The sequence below is a fragment of the Catenibacterium sp. CAG:290 genome, assembly GCF_000437715.1.
Lineage (GTDB): Bacteria > Bacillota_I > Bacilli_A > Erysipelotrichales > Coprobacillaceae > Catenibacterium > Catenibacterium mitsuoka_A.
The window spans coordinates 42,996-60,592 of the sequence record NZ_FR898770.1 but is presented as its reverse complement, the minus strand read 5'-3'; the positions used below and the strand labels follow the sequence as shown (position 1 = coordinate 60,592).

The following is a 17,597-nucleotide window of genomic DNA, read 5'->3' as shown; positions in this document are numbered from 1 at the left end:
ATTATGATCAAGAATCATGATGAATTACATGAAGAATGTGGAGTTGTTGCTATATGGGGAGATGACAATGCTGCTCAATTAACATATTATGGCTTACATTCTTTACAACATCGTGGACAGGAGGCTGCAGGTATTGTTGTCCGCAATAAAAGTAGAAAGCTTAACATCCATAAGGGTGAAGGCTTAGTCAGTGAAGTATTTAATAAAGAAAAAATTGAAAAATTATCAGGTAATGCAGCTATTGGACATGTCCGCTATTCAACTGCTGGTGGGGGAGGAATCATGAATGTTCAGCCATTCTTATTCCGTACTCTCGATGGTATGATGGGTATTGCCCATAATGGTAATATTGTAAATGCTAACTTATTAAAGAAGGAACTCGAAGAAAATGGTTCTATCTTTAATTCAACAAGTGATACTGAGGTTCTTGGTCATTTAATTAAGAGAGAAACAGGACGATTTGTAGATCGTATCTGTAAATCATTAGAAAAGATTGATGGAGCATTCGCATTTGTTATTTTAGTAGAGGATGCTCTTTATGTTGCAAGAGATAGATATGGTTTAAGACCTTTATCTATGGGTAGACTTCCAAGTGGAGGTTATATGTTCTCATCTGAAACATGTGCTTTAGATATTGCCGGAGCAGAATATGTAAGAGATGTTGAACCAGGTGAAATCATCCGTGTAAAAGATGGTATTATTAAATCTAAGAAGTATACTGAAACTTTACCTATCTGCAATAAGCTATGTGCAATGGAATATATTTACTTCTCTAGACCTGATAGTAATTTAGATGGTATTAATGTTCATACAGCACGTAAGACTTGTGGTAAGACTTTATTTGAAGAAGCACCAGTAGAAGCAGATTTAGTTATTGGTGTACCTGATAGTTCTATTTCAGCTGCTATTGGTTATTCTGAAGCATCAGGTATTCCTTATGAAATGGGGCTTATCAAGAATAAGTATGTAGGTAGAACATTTATCCAGCCAACACAGGAAATGCGTGAACGTGGGGTAAGAATGAAACTTTCAGCTGTATCTTCTATTGTAAAAGGTAAAAGAGTTATCATGATTGATGATTCAATCGTTAGAGGTACAACTTCTAAACGTATTGTAAAGTTATTAAAAGAAGCAGGAGCTACAGAAGTACATGTTAGAATTGCTTCTCCAGCCATTAAGTTCCCATGTTTCTATGGTGTAGATATTTCTACACTAGAAGAATTAATCTCACATCGTATGAATGTAGAAGAATTATGTCAATTCATTGAAGCTGATTCTTTAGCATTTATTTCAATGGAAGGATTAAAGAAATCTGTTAAGCATGATATGGATGGAAACTGTGATTTATGTATGTCTTGCTTTAGTGGTAATTATGTCACTAAGTTGTATGATTCTATCGATCGTGCTAATAAAGACGAAAAATAGTACTATAAAACTCCCTTCACTGGGAGTTTCTTTCTTATATATATTACTTCGCATAATATATATTATGTAATTTTTTTGACTATATCTGTTACGTTTGAATTGTAAAATGAGTGTGCTATAATAATAGTAATAATTAGAGTATCAAAGGAGGATCTCCATTATGAAAAAGACTACTACTACAGCATCTAAAAAGACAACAACTCAGGCTACTAAACCTAAGAAAACTGCTACTAAAAAGACTACTACAGTAAAGAAAGAAACTGTAGCTAAGAAAACAACTGTTAAGACTACTTATAAACCTGTTAAGATGAATCTTCAGGTACAGTATAACTATCATGATGTATCTTTAGATGATATTGAAAAAATGGTTATTGATCATCTTGTAGAACTTGGTTATAAGAAGACTTCAATTCTTACTTTAGATATTTATTATAAAGCAGAAACAAGTGAAATATTCTATATTGCGAAAACAAATAATAATCAAGTACTCAAAAACGATGAGCCTTTATATATTTAGTTTATTACTCCCCTTTTTAATAGAAGGGGAGTATTTTTATTAGTCCCCTCCTCCATTTGTCAAAAAAGAAAACACCGTTTTGAACGGCGTTTAAATGATCAAATTACCAATAAATAGTACTTCTAGTACTATATTGATGATTATCAAATAAATATAGAGTGCTTTCTTATACTTTTTATAATTATTAAATAATGAAATAACTGCAGATACAACAAGTAGTGAAGCCATAACAAAATAGAGTGCTTCAATGATGATGTTCCCTTTTGCAAGAGTTATTCCAAATACATAAAGTATAACAGCCATTAAGCTTGCTGCAAGAGAGACTATAATGATTTTTCTCTGTTTTTCCATTAAGCGTCCCTTTCAAGTTCTTTTAATATAGATTCACCAATACCTGGATTTTCTACATTAAAGTTATCTGCAATAGTTGCACCTATTACTGCATAGCTTTCAAGTAATCCTAAGTTTTTAGGATGATGTAATGATTTGCTGTAGATAAGTAGTGGGACATGTTCTCTTGTATGGTCTGTACCTTTCCAAGTAGGATCATTACCATGATCAGCTGTAATCATGATTAAATCATCATCATTGATTGCAGCCATTAAATCAGAGAGCTGTGCATCAAATTCTTCAATAGCATCTCCATATCCAATCGCATTTCTACGATGTCCATAAACCGCATCAAAATCTACTAGATTCACAAAGATGAGTCCATGATGGTCTTCTTTCGCAAGTTCAATTGTCTTTTCCATACCATCCTTATTAGAAACAGTATGAATGCCTTTTGTAATACCTTCATCTACAAAAATATCAGGAATCTTCCCAACTCCTACTACATCTAGTCCTGCATCCTTTAAACTATTAAGTACTGTTTTACCAAATGGTTTTAAAGCATAGTCATGTCTATTAGGTGTACGTTTAAATTCTCCTTTTTTACGTCCTACAAAAGGTCTTGCAATGACACGTCCAACCTTCCATCTTTCATCCATGAGTAATTCTCTTGCAATATGACATGCTTCATATAATTCTTCTAATGGAATTATTTCTTCATTCGCAGCAATCTGGAATACAGAATCAGCTGATGTATAAACAATCCAGTCTCCTGTTTCTAATTGCTTTTCTCCTAAATCATCTAAAATCTTAGTACCACTTTCTGCATAGTTTCCAAGACATTTTCTACCTGTCTTTTCTTCAAATAGTTTTATAAATTCTTCAGGAAAACCTGTATCAGTAAATGTCTTAAAAGGTTTAGTGACTTTAAGTCCCATCATTTCCCAATGACCTGTCATTGTATCCTTCCCATTAGATACTTCTTTTAAAGAGGCAGTAGTACCTAGTGGATGTGCAATTGGATGAATACCTTTAAAGTCTCCTAGATTACCTAAACCTAAGCCTTCCATATTAATTACATTTAAACCATCTTTTGCTTCACAAATATGACCAATCGTATTGGCACCTTCATCACCAAATAAAGCTGCATCTTCTGCATGTCCAATACCCATAGAATCACATACAATCACAAATACTCTTTTATATAATTCTTTACTCATCGTCTTTCCTCCTTGCATTACCTGGATGAAACTTATTATAGTCATCCATAATCTGCTTATGTGTTACATGTGTATATATTGTTGTGGTTGAAATATCCTGATGTCCAAGCATAACCTGGATAGATCTTAAATCACAATGATTTTCCAATAACGTAGTCGCAAATGTATGTCTTAACATATGGGGTGTAAAATGATCTCTTACCCCTGCTTCTAATACTAGTTTTTGTAAAATGTTGTAGAAGTTTTCTCTTGTCATACGACGACCATCGTTCATCATAAAAAGCCAAAGGCTATTTTTCTTATCAAAGAAAGAGCGTTCATTTTGCATATAGTTATAAACATAATGAAATGTCTCTTGATCTAAAGGAATAAGTCTTTCTTTATTACCTTTACCTATTACACGAACATTAGACACTGAATGATTGATATCATTGATTTCTAAATGAACGAGTTCACTTATTCTCATTCCAGTACTAATAAGAAGAAGCATCATTGACTTATTTCTTTTCCCCACAGGGGTCGTATCATCAATATGATTAATCACCTTAACTATTTCTTCTAAGCTTAATACTTGTGGAAGTTTCTTTTCTGTTTTAGGTAATTCATATTGGGACATCACATCCTTCATCCCTTTTGTACGAGAAAGAAACTCATTATACTGTCTTAAAGAGACAATTTTTCTTCGAATAGAAGTTACTTTATACCCATCATCCTTTAATTCGCTAAAATAAGTGTCTAGATGAGCCAAATCAAACTTTTTGTTATCATAATCAATATAATCATAAAAAGCTCTTAGATCTCTCATATAGCCTTGTACTGTATTCTCGCTTAATCCTCGTTCAAACATTAAATAGCTCTTAAAATCTTTTAAATCATAATCTTGCACGTGTCACACCTCTTGGTTAATTATAACAACTTTTTTTAACTTTTTCCATTTATACGATAGTCTTTTGCTTTAATCAGATGTGCACTCGTCATTTTATTAATATTTTCAATCAAACTATCAATAGGATCTACTGCTTCATTCTTTGCATCAAATATATTCATCTGTTCGATGATTGCTTCTTTTCTTTTTACATTATTAAGAGTAACACCAATAAGTCTTAATGGTTCATGAGTATAATGCTTATTAAAAAGCATCATCACATAACTATATATTTTCTCATAATCATTCATATATTCCTGTACCAGCATTTGTCTTGTAACACTTTTAAATCTTGTATATTTTAATGTAATCACAACACAGTTAGAATACATATCATGTTTTGATGCACGTTCAGCTACAGTTAAACATACCTTCTTGAATTCCTCTTTTAAGCTATCTTCATCACTAATATCACTTTCAAAAGTTGTAGAATGACCAATAGATTTCATATCCGTATCTTCATAAACAACAGGCGATAAATCTCTACCATTGGCACGATTATAATATATAAGTGTATTCTTTCCTAGAAATTGTCTAATTGTCTGATAGTTATCATAATTCGCAATATCCGCAATTGTCTTAATGCCCACTTCTTCTAGTTTAGGTGCTGTCTTTTTTCCTATGCCATACATATCCCCTACTTTTATAGGCCATAATACTTCTTTTAAGTTTCTTTGAGTAATAATAGTAATACCTAAAGGTTTTTTCATATCAGAAGCCATTTTAGAAAGAAACTTATTTGGAGATATTCCAATAGAACAAGGAAGAGATAAAGTGGATAGAATATTGTCTTGAATTTCTTTTGCGACTGCATAAGGCTGCGCATGAGTTAATGTAAAATAATCGCTCATATCCACATAACATTCATCAATGCTGGCTATTTCTACCTTTTTACTATACTTATAAACAATCTCAAAAAATCTTTGTGACAATTCATGATAAAGATTAAAATGTGGTTCTACTACTATTAGATCAGGACATTTCTCTTTTGCCATAAATAGAGGCATTGCGGAATGAACACCAAATTCTCTCGCTTCATAAGAAGCAGTAGAGACAACACTTCTTTTAGAATTATGACTAATGACAATGGGTTTCCCTTTTAATTCTGGATGCTGAGAAATCTCACAATTCGCATAAAATGCATTCATATCAATATGAAATATAATACGCATGGCTAACCTCCTAAAAAATGAGCATATGTATTATATGCTCATCCGTGTAATAATCTTTTCGCATTATCGATTGCTTCCGCTGTAACCACATCACCAGAGAGCATCTTCGCAATTTCTTCTATTCTTTCATCCTCGCTTAATACTGCAAGCGTTGAATAGGTTTCTTCATCATGAGATGATTTCTTAATCGCATAATGATGATCAGCATGGATGGCCACTTGAGGCAAATGTGTAATACATAATACTTGATTGTTTAATGAAATAGAATGCATCTTTAATCCAATTGCATCGGCAACTTTACCACTCACACCTGTATCAATTTCATCAAAAACAAGTGTATTCATTTGGTTTTGATTCATAGTAATTGTTTTAATGGCTAACATCAAACGTGATATTTCACCACCACTTGCTGTTTCATTTAAAGGAGTAAAAGCCTGTCCCTTGTTCATAGAAACCATAAACGTAATGTCGTCTTTTCCAGTATCACTAAGACTGCATTCCTTTATATCTACCTTTAGCTTTGCATCAGGTAAATAAAGATCTTTTAATTCTTTTTCTAGTGTATCAACAAAAATGAGCCCCTGTTCTTCTCTTAACGATGTTAGTTTTGACGCAATCTGATATGCTTCATGATAAGCTTGATCTTTTTGTTTATTTAAATCAGCAAGCACATCTTCACGATTCAACGCGGCATCTAGCTTTTCTTTTAATTCTGTCTGTGCCTGATAGATATCATCTACTGAGTATCCATACTTTCTTTGCAGACGATGAATAGTAAAAAGTTCTTCCTGTAGTTCATTGAAACGATATTCATCAAAATCAATAGAGTCAAAGGCTGTTCCTATGCGATCTACAATATCCTGCATACTATAATATTGATTATAGAATTCATCATATAATGCACTAAATGATTCTGTATCATTCATATGACCAAGTGCGCTTAATGCATCATTTATTTGATTTAATGCACCTTGCTTGTCAGACATAGCCTCATTAAAATCAGTCATATATTTATGCATGGATTCATAGTTTTTCATCATTCTAAGTTCTTCTTCAAGCTGATCAATTATTTCATCTGTATATTCAAAATCCTTTAATTCATCATACTGTTTCTGATAATATTCTATTCTTTCATCACTCAGATCCTCTTGTTCAAGCTTCTTGATCTTCTGTGATATTTTCTTATATTCAAAGTAGTGTTTATGATATTCAGATAGCAATGAGTCATCCTGGTGATTCATAAATGACTGCAATATCTTTAAATGATTTTTCACATTAAAAATTTCCTGTGTCTGATATTGTGAATGAATATCTAATAAGTAGGGAGCCACTTGTTTTAAAGCACTATTAGTGACAGTACGATAATTAATTTTAATTGTTGAACGTCCATTGTCTAATATCTCTTTAGTGATAATAAGATCATCATCACCATCTATATTCAATTCGTCTAGAATCTTCTGAATTGAATCATTCATATCAAAAACACCTTCAATGACTGCTTTCTTAGAGCCTTTTCTTACAAGTGAAGAAGATGCTCTTGCACCACATAATTGTTCGAGCGCATTAATAATAATAGATTTACCTGCACCTGTTTCACCTGTTAAAGCCGTCATGCCTTCATCAAAGTCAACGGTTGTTTGATCTATAATGACAAAAGAAGAGATAAATAGACTTTTCAACATTTAAAATCACCTACTTTCATTAAAATGTTTATGTGCTTCACTTACAACATCATCAATACAATAAGCTGAATTCTCTTGATGATCATTTACAAAATAACCTAAAAATTCAATATTACCTTCCCCACCAGTAATAGGTGAGAATGTTAAACCTTTTAAAGAGAAACCATTATCATTTGCATAGCCAATGACTTCTTCAATAACTCTTTTATGAACCTTTGAATCCTTTACAATACCATGTTTTCCAACATCATCTTTACCTGCTTCAAACTGAGGCTTGATTAAAGATACGATTACACCATCAGGCGCAATCACATTCTTTAATGCATTGAACATATGTCTTAAAGAAATAAAAGAAACATCAATAGAAGCAAATGTAGGCACGCCATACTTAAAATCATCAAGCTTAGCATAACGGAAATTATATTGTTCCATGACTTCTACACGTTCATCATTACGAAGCTTCCAGACAAGCTGATTGGTTCCTACATCTACAGCATAAACCTTCTTTGCCCCATGCTGAAGCGCACAATCAGTAAAGCCTCCAGTAGATGAACCAATATCAATCATAATGACATCTGTAAGATCTAAATTGTATAGTTCAATCGCTTTTTCAAGTTTTAAACCACCTCGTGATACATATTTTAATTTTTCACCCTTGATAAAAAGTTTTGTATCAACTGGAATCTTTGTTCCTGGCTTATCAATATAATCATTTTCATCTCTTACAATGCCCGCCATAATGGCTCTTTGAGCCTGATTTCTAGACTCAAATAACCCCTGCTGGACACATAAAATATCAATTCTTTCTTTTTTCATGTTTTATTTCCTTAATTTTATTTTTCAAATCATTCAACGAAATATGTTCCTGTTTATATAAGGATTCATTATCTCCAAAAGTGACATAGTGATCTTCAATACCTATAAAACTCATATCAACATCTATATGATTCTTTTCATAATATAAACTCATGATACTGCCTAAAGATCCATTGATAAGATCTGTTTCATAAACAATAATTGGTTTATCACTTATTCTTTCCAACATTTCTCTATCTAACGGCTTAATGAATCGTGCATTAATAATATTAATAGGTAGATGATCTTCTTCTGCCATTTCTACTACAGCATTCACATTATCGCCATAAGTCACGACATTAATCATTGCATCATTTGCTTCTTTAATTAATTCCCACTGACCTAGTTTGATAGTCTCATCAGTATGTTGATGAGTATTAACGACTTTATTTTTAGAATAACGCATCACATACGGATTATCTTTATTGTAATATGCTGTATTGATAAGTTTCTGCGCTTCTACCTCATCTTTTGGAGCCATGATAACTACTCCTGGAATAGGCGCAATCAAACCAATATCAAAGACACCATGATGTGTTGCACCATCACCACCCACAAGTCCTGCACGATCAATTCCAATAAGACATGGAAGTTTCATTCTCGCAATATCATGATTCAATTGATCATAAGCACGCTGGAAGAAAGAAGAATAAACACTTAGGAACGGAAATTCTCCTCCTTGAGAAAGACCTGCTGCAAGAGTCATCGCATGTTCTTCTGCAATACCCACATCAAATGAACGTTCAGGATACTTTTTAAAGATATTCTGTAAACGGCTTCCTGTAATCATTGCAGGAGTTATCACACATATATCATCATTCTTACTCATCAAATACTCAATATGTTCACTTACTGATTGACTCCAAGAATGTTTTTCATCATCAGCAACTTTTTGCACACCTTTAGATATATCAAAAGGTGCAACACTATGATAAACACCTGAATGATCATTTTCTGCTGGTTCATATCCCTTTCCTTTTTTAGTAAGGACATGGAGTACAACACTATGATCTAAACTCTTTACTGTCTCTAGAGCACGAATCAATTCAGCCATATTATGTCCATCAACTGGACCAATATAATCCAAGTCAAATTGTGAAAATGGTGTATCAAGTAATATCTTCTTTTTTACTTTATCCTTAACCTTCTTAGTCACATCAAATATTTTCTGGCCCATAGGAGATTGTGACAAGATTTCAGTATAATTATTTTTTGCCTGATTATATTTATATGACATTCTTACATCAGATAAGAAATTAGATAACCCACCTACATTACGTGAAATAGACATATTATTATCATTTAATATCACAATAACTTTTGTATCTATACCACCAAGAAAATTGAGTGCTTCTAAAGATTCTCCACTCATTAAAGCAGCATCACCAATCACACTTACCACTTCAAATTTTTCTTTTTTAAGATCTCGGGCAAGAGCCAAACCTGTTGCCCCTGATATAGCCGTAGAAGAATGACCTGCTTCCCAAGGATCATAAATACTTTCCTGACGATTCTGAAAACCACATAGTCCCCCATATTTCTTTAACTTAGAAAACTGAAGTGCTCTACCAGTCAAAATCTTATGAACATAAGACTGATGTCCTACATCAAAAAGAATTTTATCATCAGGTGAATCAAATACATAATGAAGAGCTACAGTCAGTTCCACGATACCTAGATTACTAGAAAAGTGGCCACCTGTCTGGGAAATATTTTCGATTAAAAAATCCCTTATATCCTGTGATAATTGATTTAATTCGGTAATATTCAATTGTTTTAAGAATCGAGGATTCTCAATCTTCTTAATTTCCATTTAATTCACTCTTTTCATAATAATTTGGAATAATTCAATCATCAATCCATGGTTAAGCTGTAAACCATAAACATCAGCTAAACATTCTTCAAATAAATCTTCTACACGCTTTTGTGATTCTTCTAAACCAAGTAATGAAACATATGTAGACTTATGATTTGTAATATCACTACCTACTCTTTTACCTAACGTTTCAGTCGTACTTGTGACATCTAGAATATCATCCTGAATTTGGAATGCAAGCCCAAGCTTGAATCCAATATCTTCTAAAGCTTTTGCGTCTTCTTCTTTCGCAATAAGTCCAGCAATCTTCATTGGTACAGAAATAAGTGCACCTGTCTTATCATGATGAATAGCCTGTAATTCATCTAGAGATGCCTTATGTGTTTCAAAGTACATATCCTGCTGCTGACCATAGATCATTCCACCCATCCCAGATGCTTGATATAGATAACCTAATACCTTAAGTTTAAGTGCATCTTCTAAATCCATTCTTAAAATCACATTTATAGATTCATTCAATAAAGCATCACCTGCTAAAATTGCAGTGGCTTCATCAAATTGTTTATGACATGTTGGTTTGCCACGCCTCAAATCATCATTATCCATCCCTGGAAGATCATCATGAATCAAAGAATATGTATGTATCATTTCAATAGCACATGCAATATCTATGTATTTATGATAATCCACATTATATGCTCTTAATGTCTGAATAAATAGAAGTGGTCTTAATCTCTTACCGCCAGCCATTACAGAATAAGTCATTGCTTCTTTTACTAAGCCCGGACGATATTGAGATAAGATTTCTTTTAATCGTTCATTCACTTCTTCAATCATATTATTCATCATCATCACCTAGATAATCTTTTAACTGATTTTCCTCAAATATTTTAGTTACTTCCTGGTCTACATCTTTTAATTTTGTATCACAAAATGCAGCAAGTGACACGCCTTCCTTATAAAGATCTAAACTCTCATCTAAAGACGCTTCATTGTTTTCTAATAAATCAATGATTTCATCTAAACGTGCCATTGCTTCTTCATATGTCTTTTCTGCCATATCATCACCTACTTCACTATGACTTCTTTTTCACCGTCTGTATAAACAAGTGTAATTGTATCATCTGTATGAAGATCTTTCACACTCTTAATGATTGCATCATTCTTTTTAGAAATGATATAACCTCTCTGTAATGTTTTTAAAGGACTTAATAAATCAAGTTTTTCAATACAATAAGAGAAAGAAGTCTTTTTATTTTTCAAATAATTCTCAAAACAATTTTTAAGTAATTCCTGCTTATTACTAATATTCTTTGTCTCAATCAATTGTTTCTGTTTAATCAATGTATTGAGTTGAATTACTTTTTTATGCATTTCATAATGTGATTTTTGTTTAATTCTAATTTTATAATTATTCAGCTTAAGATGAACATTATCCAATTTCATGAATTTTGTTTCGAATATTCTAGAAGGGTCGGTAAAAACATAGGAATGTGTATACTTTTCTAGTTTTTGTTTTTCTAGATAAATAGTCTTTCTCATGACATTCGATAATTGCATAATCTTATTTTCGAGATGACTTAAAAGTTCCTTTTGAGAAGGTACTGCAGCTACAGCTGCTGCAGTAGGCGTAGGTGCACGTAAATCACTGACATAATCCACTAATGTAAAATCTGTCTCATGTCCTACACCTGTAATAATAGGTGTTTTTAAATCATAAATACAACGTGCGAGTGCCTCTTCATTAAAATTCCATAGATCTTCAATAGAACCTCCACCTCTTACAAGAAGAATAGTAGAATAGCGCAATTGATCAACCTGTCTTAATGTCTCTATAATATACTTATAAGCATCTCTTCCCTGTACTGGTACAGGATAGATATCTCTTCTAACTAATGGATAACGTTGATGGAGTGTACGTAACACATCCTGCAGGGCAGCCCCTTGTTTAGCTGAAAGAATAGCTAAACGTTCAGGCATAACAGGTATAGCCTTTTTATGCATAGTATTAAAGAGACCTTCTCTTTTTAAGGTCTGCTTTAATTCATTGAAGCGAAGGTAAAGACTACCTAAACCATCTTCCTGCATACTTCTTACATAAAGCTGATATCTTCCTGCTCTTTCAAACACAGAAACCTGTGCTGTGATAAATACCTTCATACCATCTCTTAGTCTAAACTTTAAATAACGTGCCTGTGATGCAAACATAATTGCACTAATGGATGATTCTGTCTGATCATCCTTTAAAGTAAAATACATATGACCTGATGGATGTGGACGATAATTAGATATCTCGCCACGAATATATACAGTCTGAAGCTGCATATCATTATCCAGTACAGCTTTAATATAACGATTTAAAGCATGTACGCTTACATATTGTCTTTCCATTATTCAATTGCAGTTAAAACACCATTTATGAATTTATAGGAATCTTCATCACAATACTCTTTTGCATTAATAACTGCTTCATTAATTACAATACTTTTATCTAATTCTGATTCTAATAATTCACATGTTGCAACAAGAAGAATGGCCTGTTCCATCTTATTTAAACGGTCAAAAGACCAGCCTTTCTTTAATTTAGTATTCAATAAAGTTTCATAAGAACTCTTATTTTCCATAACTGTATCAATCAACCAATAACAGAATTGTTCTGCTGATCTACCTTCAAGCAATGCTTCATCAGCATGAACATATTCCTTAAGTTCTTCTTTAGATGCATCAACTGTTAACCATTGATATACTGCAATAACTGCTTTTTCTCTAGCGATTTGTCTAATTGTTTTTTCCATTTTAAAGGACCTCCATAATACTCATTCATTTTAACACATCAACACTTTTTATAAAAGATTTTACATCTTTTTGCTTCTTCAAAAAAAATAAAAGCAAGTTAGACTTGCTTTTAGAAATCAATAGCTTCTACTACAACATCAACACTCTTTACTGTTACAGCAGCCATTTCTTTAATTCCAGAAGCAATTTTCTTCTGTAATTCTTTTGTCTTGGCTGTAATGTTTGTACCATATTTAATACGAACATGAACTGTAATATAAACTTCATTATCTTTAATTGTACAGTTCACAAGATTCTTAGTACCTGTTACAGAAAAACCTTTTGATGTATCAAGCTTAATATCCTTATCTTCAGCAGCTACCTGCTTAGTGATAATATCAAAAACTTGAACACTCATCATGATATCGCCATTAATTGGGCTATCCTTATATGTATAATATTCATTACGTGCCATACTATTACCTCTTCTTTCTTTACCTTATATTTTATAAGAAAACAGGGATAATTACAAGTATTGATACAATATCCCTATGAAAAAAGGAAGAGATTAAGCTCTTCCTGAATATTTACCTTCAACTGTATTTACAACAACAACTTCGCCTTCTTCAATAAATAAAGGTACTTTGATCTGGTAACCTGTTTCAATAGTTGCATACTTAGTTGCACCTGTTGCAGTATCACCTTTAACTGCTGCTTCAGTTTCAATAATCTTAAATGGTACATTGACTGGTAATGCGACACCTAAAATTTCACCTTCATAGCTTGTTACTTCTACATTATCAGAAGGTTTCATGAAGTTGATTTCCCATTCTAAGCGATCTGCAGGAATTTCAACCTGGTCGTATGTTTCATTATCCATGAATACTAACATACCACCATTGTCATATAAATACTGCATTTTGCTCTTTTCTACCTGAGCCTTCTTTACCTTTGCGTTACTACCAAAAGTCATTTCAGTAGTAGTTCCTGTTCTCATGTTCTTCATCTTAACACGAATGTTTGCAGCAGCACGTGCTGTCTTGTTGTGGCTATAATCTAAACATACATAAAGATTGCCATCATATTCAAATGTTACTCCTGGTCTTAAATCAGTTGCATTAATCATAACTTTATATCATCCTTTCTAATCGGACACCATTATATCATATATAATAGTATAAAGTAAAGTATCCATTAATGCCCATATATGCACTCATGCATATCTAAAGTTTCCATATCAATTTTAACCTGCATTGTATAGTGATAAGACTTTGTAGTAATATCACAATCAATAAGATAATCCCTTCCATCATCATCTACAGTATAACTAATAATACTCTCTTCTATTTCATAGGTATCACTAAGTAGAATGTCCTGATCAATTGTAGAACGCCAATGTCTTCTTAAAAGTATTTCTATTCGTCTTTGTTCATTCATCATTCTCTGATAGCGTGTTAATTCATATTGTCTTGTTACAAGCGTACAATAGCTAAATATACTTGTAAATAATATTAGGAAGATCACTAAGACTACTTGTAATACGCTTCCTCTATTCCTCGACATAATCTTCCTGCTTTCTATATAAGTCACATATCATATATGTATATTTCTGTTGTCCTCTCGTAATGGTCATATACATATATGCATCTTTTTCAAAGAAAATGACATCGTCGATATCAGTTATTAATATTTCATACCCTGGTGTTTTAACAAGTCTTCTCTTATCAAAAATAATGGTATTCTCTTCACCTTTCTCATCATAATATCCAATATCTTCACTATATGTCTTAATCTTAGAAACAAGAAGATAATCAGCAAGCTGTTTAGCGCCTACCGCAATATCCTGATTATAACTCACTACAGGGACCTTTAAGACACGTATGATAGAGGGTACATTCAAGACAATCATTAAACAAATACTTAAAGACAACAACATTTCTATGAGCGTAAAGCTTCTTTGAGTTTTGATTGGAGATCATCTCCTTCCTCTGCAATACGTAATTCCTGTTTATTACTATTTTCTTGAGCATATCTAAATCTAAGCTGTGCCTTATTCAATACAGTCAAAGATCCAACAAAATAAACCACAATCATCAAATAAATAGACAATGCGAAAAGTGACTCAATAAGTGTATTTCCTTTATGATTAAGTAACATAATAAGCACCACTTCCTAACTGAAACACAAACTTTCTTGTATGATGAGGTGTTTTTAAAACAAGAGTCTTGGCTATTTTAATACGCCCATGATCATTATATGTAAATGTATGATTTGTAAGAAACTGATAGCCTTCCTCTAGATTTAATGTCTTATTTTCTTTCCCAATCAAATCAATACGATGATTAGAGACTGATACCTTTACTGTATCTTTTTCTACTATAGCCATTGCTCTTGCTTCATCAAACATTGCTTTAATAAGCGCTATTTCTTCCTGTTCATTAATTGTACGTGTATGCATAGTCATACAAAGTGATGATAAAAAGATTGTAATAGACAAAACAAATAACATCTCGATAACTGTAAATCCCTTCTTATACATAAGCTTGTCCATTTGATATATAAATAGATTTTCCATTTGGACATGTAGCTTGTTTTTGAGTGAGATAAGGATTAGAACCAGATGTTAATTGAGAAATACTTGTAGGTAATTCATCATGCTCTATCTGATAAAGTATAATCTGTGAATTAACAACTTCCACCTGCGCTTCACATCCTTTGCCTTTTACTACATTATTCTTACTTGTAACATTAGGAATAACTAGTAATAAAATCACAAGAATAACAGAAATACAGAATATCATTTCGATTAAAGTAAAACCCGCTTTATTATTTTTCATAGAACCTCCTAAATATCTCCAATAACATTCATCATCGGAATAATAACTGCTACATAAATAGTGATGACGAAAAATGCGACAAACCCATAAACAATAGGTACAAAGAATTTAGTAAACTTGTTCACTGCATATGTAATCTGTTCCTGAGAAATATCTAAATAACCCCTCATTGAGCCTATTTCTTCAGGATTCTTTAAATACATCTTATACATAGATACAAAGAGATGATCAAAATAAGGAAAAGCATCAATAATATTTTCTAACTGCTCTCCTTCCTTTAATCTAGTATAAATCTCATATAATACTATCTTAATATCACTCTGAGTCATATTCTCATTCAACATAGTTATAATTGTATTTGAATCAATGTGATCCTCTAATAATTCATTAAAATAAAGACAGAACTTAAATGTGAAATACTTTTGAATATACTTTTTCAAAAAAGGGACTTTAAGAAAACGCTCAATAATCCAGTACTTCTTTTTCTTAAGTGCGATAAGGAAATAAACAAAAGAAACAATTAGTGCAACTAATATACCGATTATAAGAATAGGAATCAAACGAATAAGAAAAAATAGAATACTAAAGCTCAAAGATGGATTCATTCCAAATGAACTAAATAATGATGTCACTTTTGGAAAGAGAATAAATGTCGCAAATAATGAGAAAAAAAGTAAAAACACAATTAAAATTAAAGGATAAGTCATCTGTGCTGTTAATTTCTTTCTTATCGAAATTATTTCATTATAGATCTTTAAGCTATTCTTAATTGCATCAGAAATAGTAGAACGCATAGAAAAGAAGGTAAAGAATTCAATAAATAACTTGGGTAGATGTGGGTCTAATAAAGCGTCTGTTAAGTCTTCCCCACCATATATTTTCTGTAGTATTGTATCAATGCTGGGATGATTGTTGATATCTTTACAAATAAGTAATGTTTCTTCTATGCCATAACCCTGTTCAAGTAAATTAGAAAGGTTTTCTAGAAACAATAGATCATTGTCCATTTAGTTCATCCTTAAACAAATATTGATCACAATGCTTCTCTTTAATGAGCATAAGTGCATTATCCTTAAATGATGGATAGCTGACAGTATGATCAAGAAAATATGTTTTAATTTGGTTCTTATTCATTGTTTCGGGAAGTATAATGACCTTTCTATTTCTTCTATCATATTTAATACGCTGAGTTACTACACCTATAAGTACATCTTCTAAATCCGTTTCATTAATACCTAAATTCAACATTCTCTTAATAACTAGTAGAGAATTACTCGCATGAATAGTAGATAATACCAGATGTCCTGTCAAAGCACATGTAATAGCCAGTTTTGCTGTCTTCTCGTCTCTTATTTCACCAATCATTATTACATCTGGATCATGTCTTAAAATCTGTTTCAATGAATTATAATAGTCTATTCCCATACTTTCATTCATCTCTATCTGTAAACAATGTTCCTTTACTATTTCAATAGGATCCTCTAGCGTGACTACATTTCTTCCACCCATTTCTATAATCTTATCTAAAATCGCATATAAAGTTGTAGATTTACCTGATCCAGTTGCACCTGCCACTAAAAATAACCCTGACTTTTGATAACATACCTCATTGAGGTAGAAAGTAAAATCATCTATTTCTGAGATTTCATTAATTGTAATGTTTTCGTGATTATTCAGTATTCTAATAACAATACTTTCAAAATCCATACCTGGCAAATAAGAGACACGTAAGAAATAGATATGCTCATTCAGATAATAATGAAAAGCACCTGTTTGAGGAACCATCTTATAATTCACGTTAATAAAAGACTTATATTTCAAATAATTCATGATTTTAGCCCCTATTGTCTTTTCATACTCCTGATAAGGCTGTAACTCTCCAAATACTCTGAATTGAATATTCAAATGATCTGTCAGCTTAAAATGGATATCTGTAGAGTCTGCCTTCAGAGCTTTGAAAAAAATGGTTTCAAATAGTTCATCCATAAAATAACCTCCTACTATTACATACATATTTGAAACCCATTTTTCTCATAAAATAAA

Annotated in this window: 22 protein-coding genes; 2 read left to right on the top strand and 20 right to left on the bottom strand. The window is 32.1% G+C overall.

Annotation, left to right across the window (positions count from 1 at the left end; genetic code table 11):
• Window positions 1-3: 3 nt before the first annotated feature.
• Complete coding sequence (gene purF, locus QVO42_RS01205; RefSeq protein WP_022424373.1) at window positions 4-1,425, top strand: amidophosphoribosyltransferase; 1,422 nt, start codon at window positions 4-6, stop codon at window positions 1,423-1,425.
• 160 nt (window positions 1,426-1,585) lie between these two features.
• Window positions 1,586-1,942 (top strand): DUF6465 family protein, encoded by a 357-nt coding sequence (locus tag QVO42_RS01200; protein WP_022424372.1) that lies wholly within the window; start codon window positions 1,586-1,588, stop codon window positions 1,940-1,942.
• Window positions 1,943-2,032: 90 nt separating this feature from the next.
• On the opposite strand, the gene QVO42_RS01195 is transcribed toward QVO42_RS01200, so the two are convergent.
• The 20 genes from QVO42_RS01195 to QVO42_RS01100 form a co-directional block, all read right to left on the bottom strand.
• The gene (locus QVO42_RS01195; protein ID WP_022424371.1) at window positions 2,033-2,293 is read right to left on the bottom strand and encodes a hypothetical protein; all 261 of its coding nucleotides are present in this window, start codon (window positions 2,291-2,293) and stop codon (window positions 2,033-2,035) included.
• Window positions 2,293-3,492, bottom strand: coding sequence for a phosphopentomutase (locus tag QVO42_RS01190; protein WP_022424370.1), 1,200 nt, complete (start codon window positions 3,490-3,492; stop codon window positions 2,293-2,295). Before QVO42_RS01190 ends, QVO42_RS01195 begins: the two co-directional genes overlap by 1 nt.
• Entirely contained in the window at window positions 3,485-4,378 is an 894-nt protein-coding gene (locus QVO42_RS01185; RefSeq protein ID WP_022424369.1) for a tyrosine recombinase, read from the bottom strand. The genes QVO42_RS01190 and QVO42_RS01185 overlap by 8 nt, the downstream gene beginning before the upstream one ends.
• Before the next feature lie 35 nt (window positions 4,379-4,413).
• Entirely contained in the window at window positions 4,414-5,589 is a 1,176-nt protein-coding gene (locus tag QVO42_RS01180) for a DNA polymerase IV (protein WP_022424368.1), read from the bottom strand.
• Between the two features lie 38 nt (window positions 5,590-5,627).
• On the bottom strand, window positions 5,628-7,271 hold the full coding sequence (gene recN / locus QVO42_RS01175; RefSeq protein WP_022424367.1) for a DNA repair protein RecN: 1,644 nt from the start codon (window positions 7,269-7,271) through the stop codon (window positions 5,628-5,630).
• Window positions 7,272-7,277: 6 nt separating this feature from the next.
• The gene (locus tag QVO42_RS01170; RefSeq protein WP_022424366.1) at window positions 7,278-8,087 is read right to left on the bottom strand and encodes a TlyA family RNA methyltransferase; all 810 of its coding nucleotides are present in this window, start codon (window positions 8,085-8,087) and stop codon (window positions 7,278-7,280) included.
• Complete coding sequence (gene dxs, locus QVO42_RS01165) at window positions 8,068-9,939, bottom strand: 1-deoxy-D-xylulose-5-phosphate synthase (RefSeq protein WP_022424365.1); 1,872 nt, start codon at window positions 9,937-9,939, stop codon at window positions 8,068-8,070. The genes QVO42_RS01170 and dxs overlap by 20 nt, the downstream gene beginning before the upstream one ends.
• Window positions 9,940-10,788, bottom strand: a complete 849-nt coding sequence (locus tag QVO42_RS01160) for a polyprenyl synthetase family protein (RefSeq protein WP_288163507.1) — start codon at window positions 10,786-10,788, stop codon at window positions 9,940-9,942.
• Entirely contained in the window at window positions 10,781-11,002 is a 222-nt protein-coding gene (gene xseB, locus QVO42_RS01155; RefSeq protein ID WP_022424363.1) for an exodeoxyribonuclease VII small subunit, read from the bottom strand. Before xseB ends, QVO42_RS01160 begins: the two co-directional genes overlap by 8 nt.
• 8 nt (window positions 11,003-11,010) lie before the next feature.
• Complete coding sequence (gene xseA, locus QVO42_RS01150) at window positions 11,011-12,333, bottom strand: exodeoxyribonuclease VII large subunit (RefSeq protein WP_022424362.1); 1,323 nt, start codon at window positions 12,331-12,333, stop codon at window positions 11,011-11,013.
• Window positions 12,333-12,737 carry a transcription antitermination factor NusB gene (gene nusB / locus QVO42_RS01145; protein WP_022424361.1) on the bottom strand — a complete coding sequence of 135 codons (405 nt, stop codon included), beginning with the start codon at window positions 12,735-12,737 and terminating at the stop codon, window positions 12,333-12,335. Before nusB ends, xseA begins: the two co-directional genes overlap by 1 nt.
• Before the next feature lie 110 nt (window positions 12,738-12,847).
• Window positions 12,848-13,192, bottom strand: coding sequence for an Asp23/Gls24 family envelope stress response protein (locus QVO42_RS01140; protein ID WP_022424360.1), 345 nt, complete (start codon window positions 13,190-13,192; stop codon window positions 12,848-12,850).
• Between the two features lie 93 nt (window positions 13,193-13,285).
• Window positions 13,286-13,843, bottom strand: coding sequence for an elongation factor P (gene efp, locus QVO42_RS01135; protein ID WP_022424359.1), 558 nt, complete (start codon window positions 13,841-13,843; stop codon window positions 13,286-13,288).
• Between the two features lie 68 nt (window positions 13,844-13,911).
• On the bottom strand, window positions 13,912-14,280 hold the full coding sequence (locus QVO42_RS01130; RefSeq protein WP_022424358.1) for a hypothetical protein: 369 nt from the start codon (window positions 14,278-14,280) through the stop codon (window positions 13,912-13,914).
• Window positions 14,267-14,575, bottom strand: a complete 309-nt coding sequence (locus QVO42_RS01125; protein ID WP_238634479.1) for a ComGF family competence protein — start codon at window positions 14,573-14,575, stop codon at window positions 14,267-14,269. Before QVO42_RS01125 ends, QVO42_RS01130 begins: the two co-directional genes overlap by 14 nt.
• Before the next feature lie 80 nt (window positions 14,576-14,655).
• On the bottom strand, window positions 14,656-14,874 hold the full coding sequence (locus QVO42_RS01120; RefSeq protein ID WP_022424356.1) for a hypothetical protein: 219 nt from the start codon (window positions 14,872-14,874) through the stop codon (window positions 14,656-14,658).
• Window positions 14,864-15,256, bottom strand: a complete 393-nt coding sequence (gene comGD, locus QVO42_RS01115) for a competence type IV pilus minor pilin ComGD (protein ID WP_022424355.1) — start codon at window positions 15,254-15,256, stop codon at window positions 14,864-14,866. Before comGD ends, QVO42_RS01120 begins: the two co-directional genes overlap by 11 nt.
• On the bottom strand, window positions 15,249-15,554 hold the full coding sequence (comGC, locus tag QVO42_RS01110) for a competence type IV pilus major pilin ComGC (protein WP_022424354.1): 306 nt from the start codon (window positions 15,552-15,554) through the stop codon (window positions 15,249-15,251). Before comGC ends, comGD begins: the two co-directional genes overlap by 8 nt.
• A gap of 8 nt (window positions 15,555-15,562) precedes the next feature.
• A complete protein-coding gene (locus QVO42_RS01105; RefSeq protein WP_022424353.1) occupies window positions 15,563-16,561 on the bottom strand; it encodes a type II secretion system F family protein in 999 nt (332 codons plus the stop codon).
• Window positions 16,551-17,540, bottom strand: coding sequence for an ATPase, T2SS/T4P/T4SS family (locus QVO42_RS01100; protein WP_022424352.1), 990 nt, complete (start codon window positions 17,538-17,540; stop codon window positions 16,551-16,553). The genes QVO42_RS01105 and QVO42_RS01100 overlap by 11 nt, the downstream gene beginning before the upstream one ends.
• Window positions 17,541-17,597: the final 57 nt, after the last annotated feature.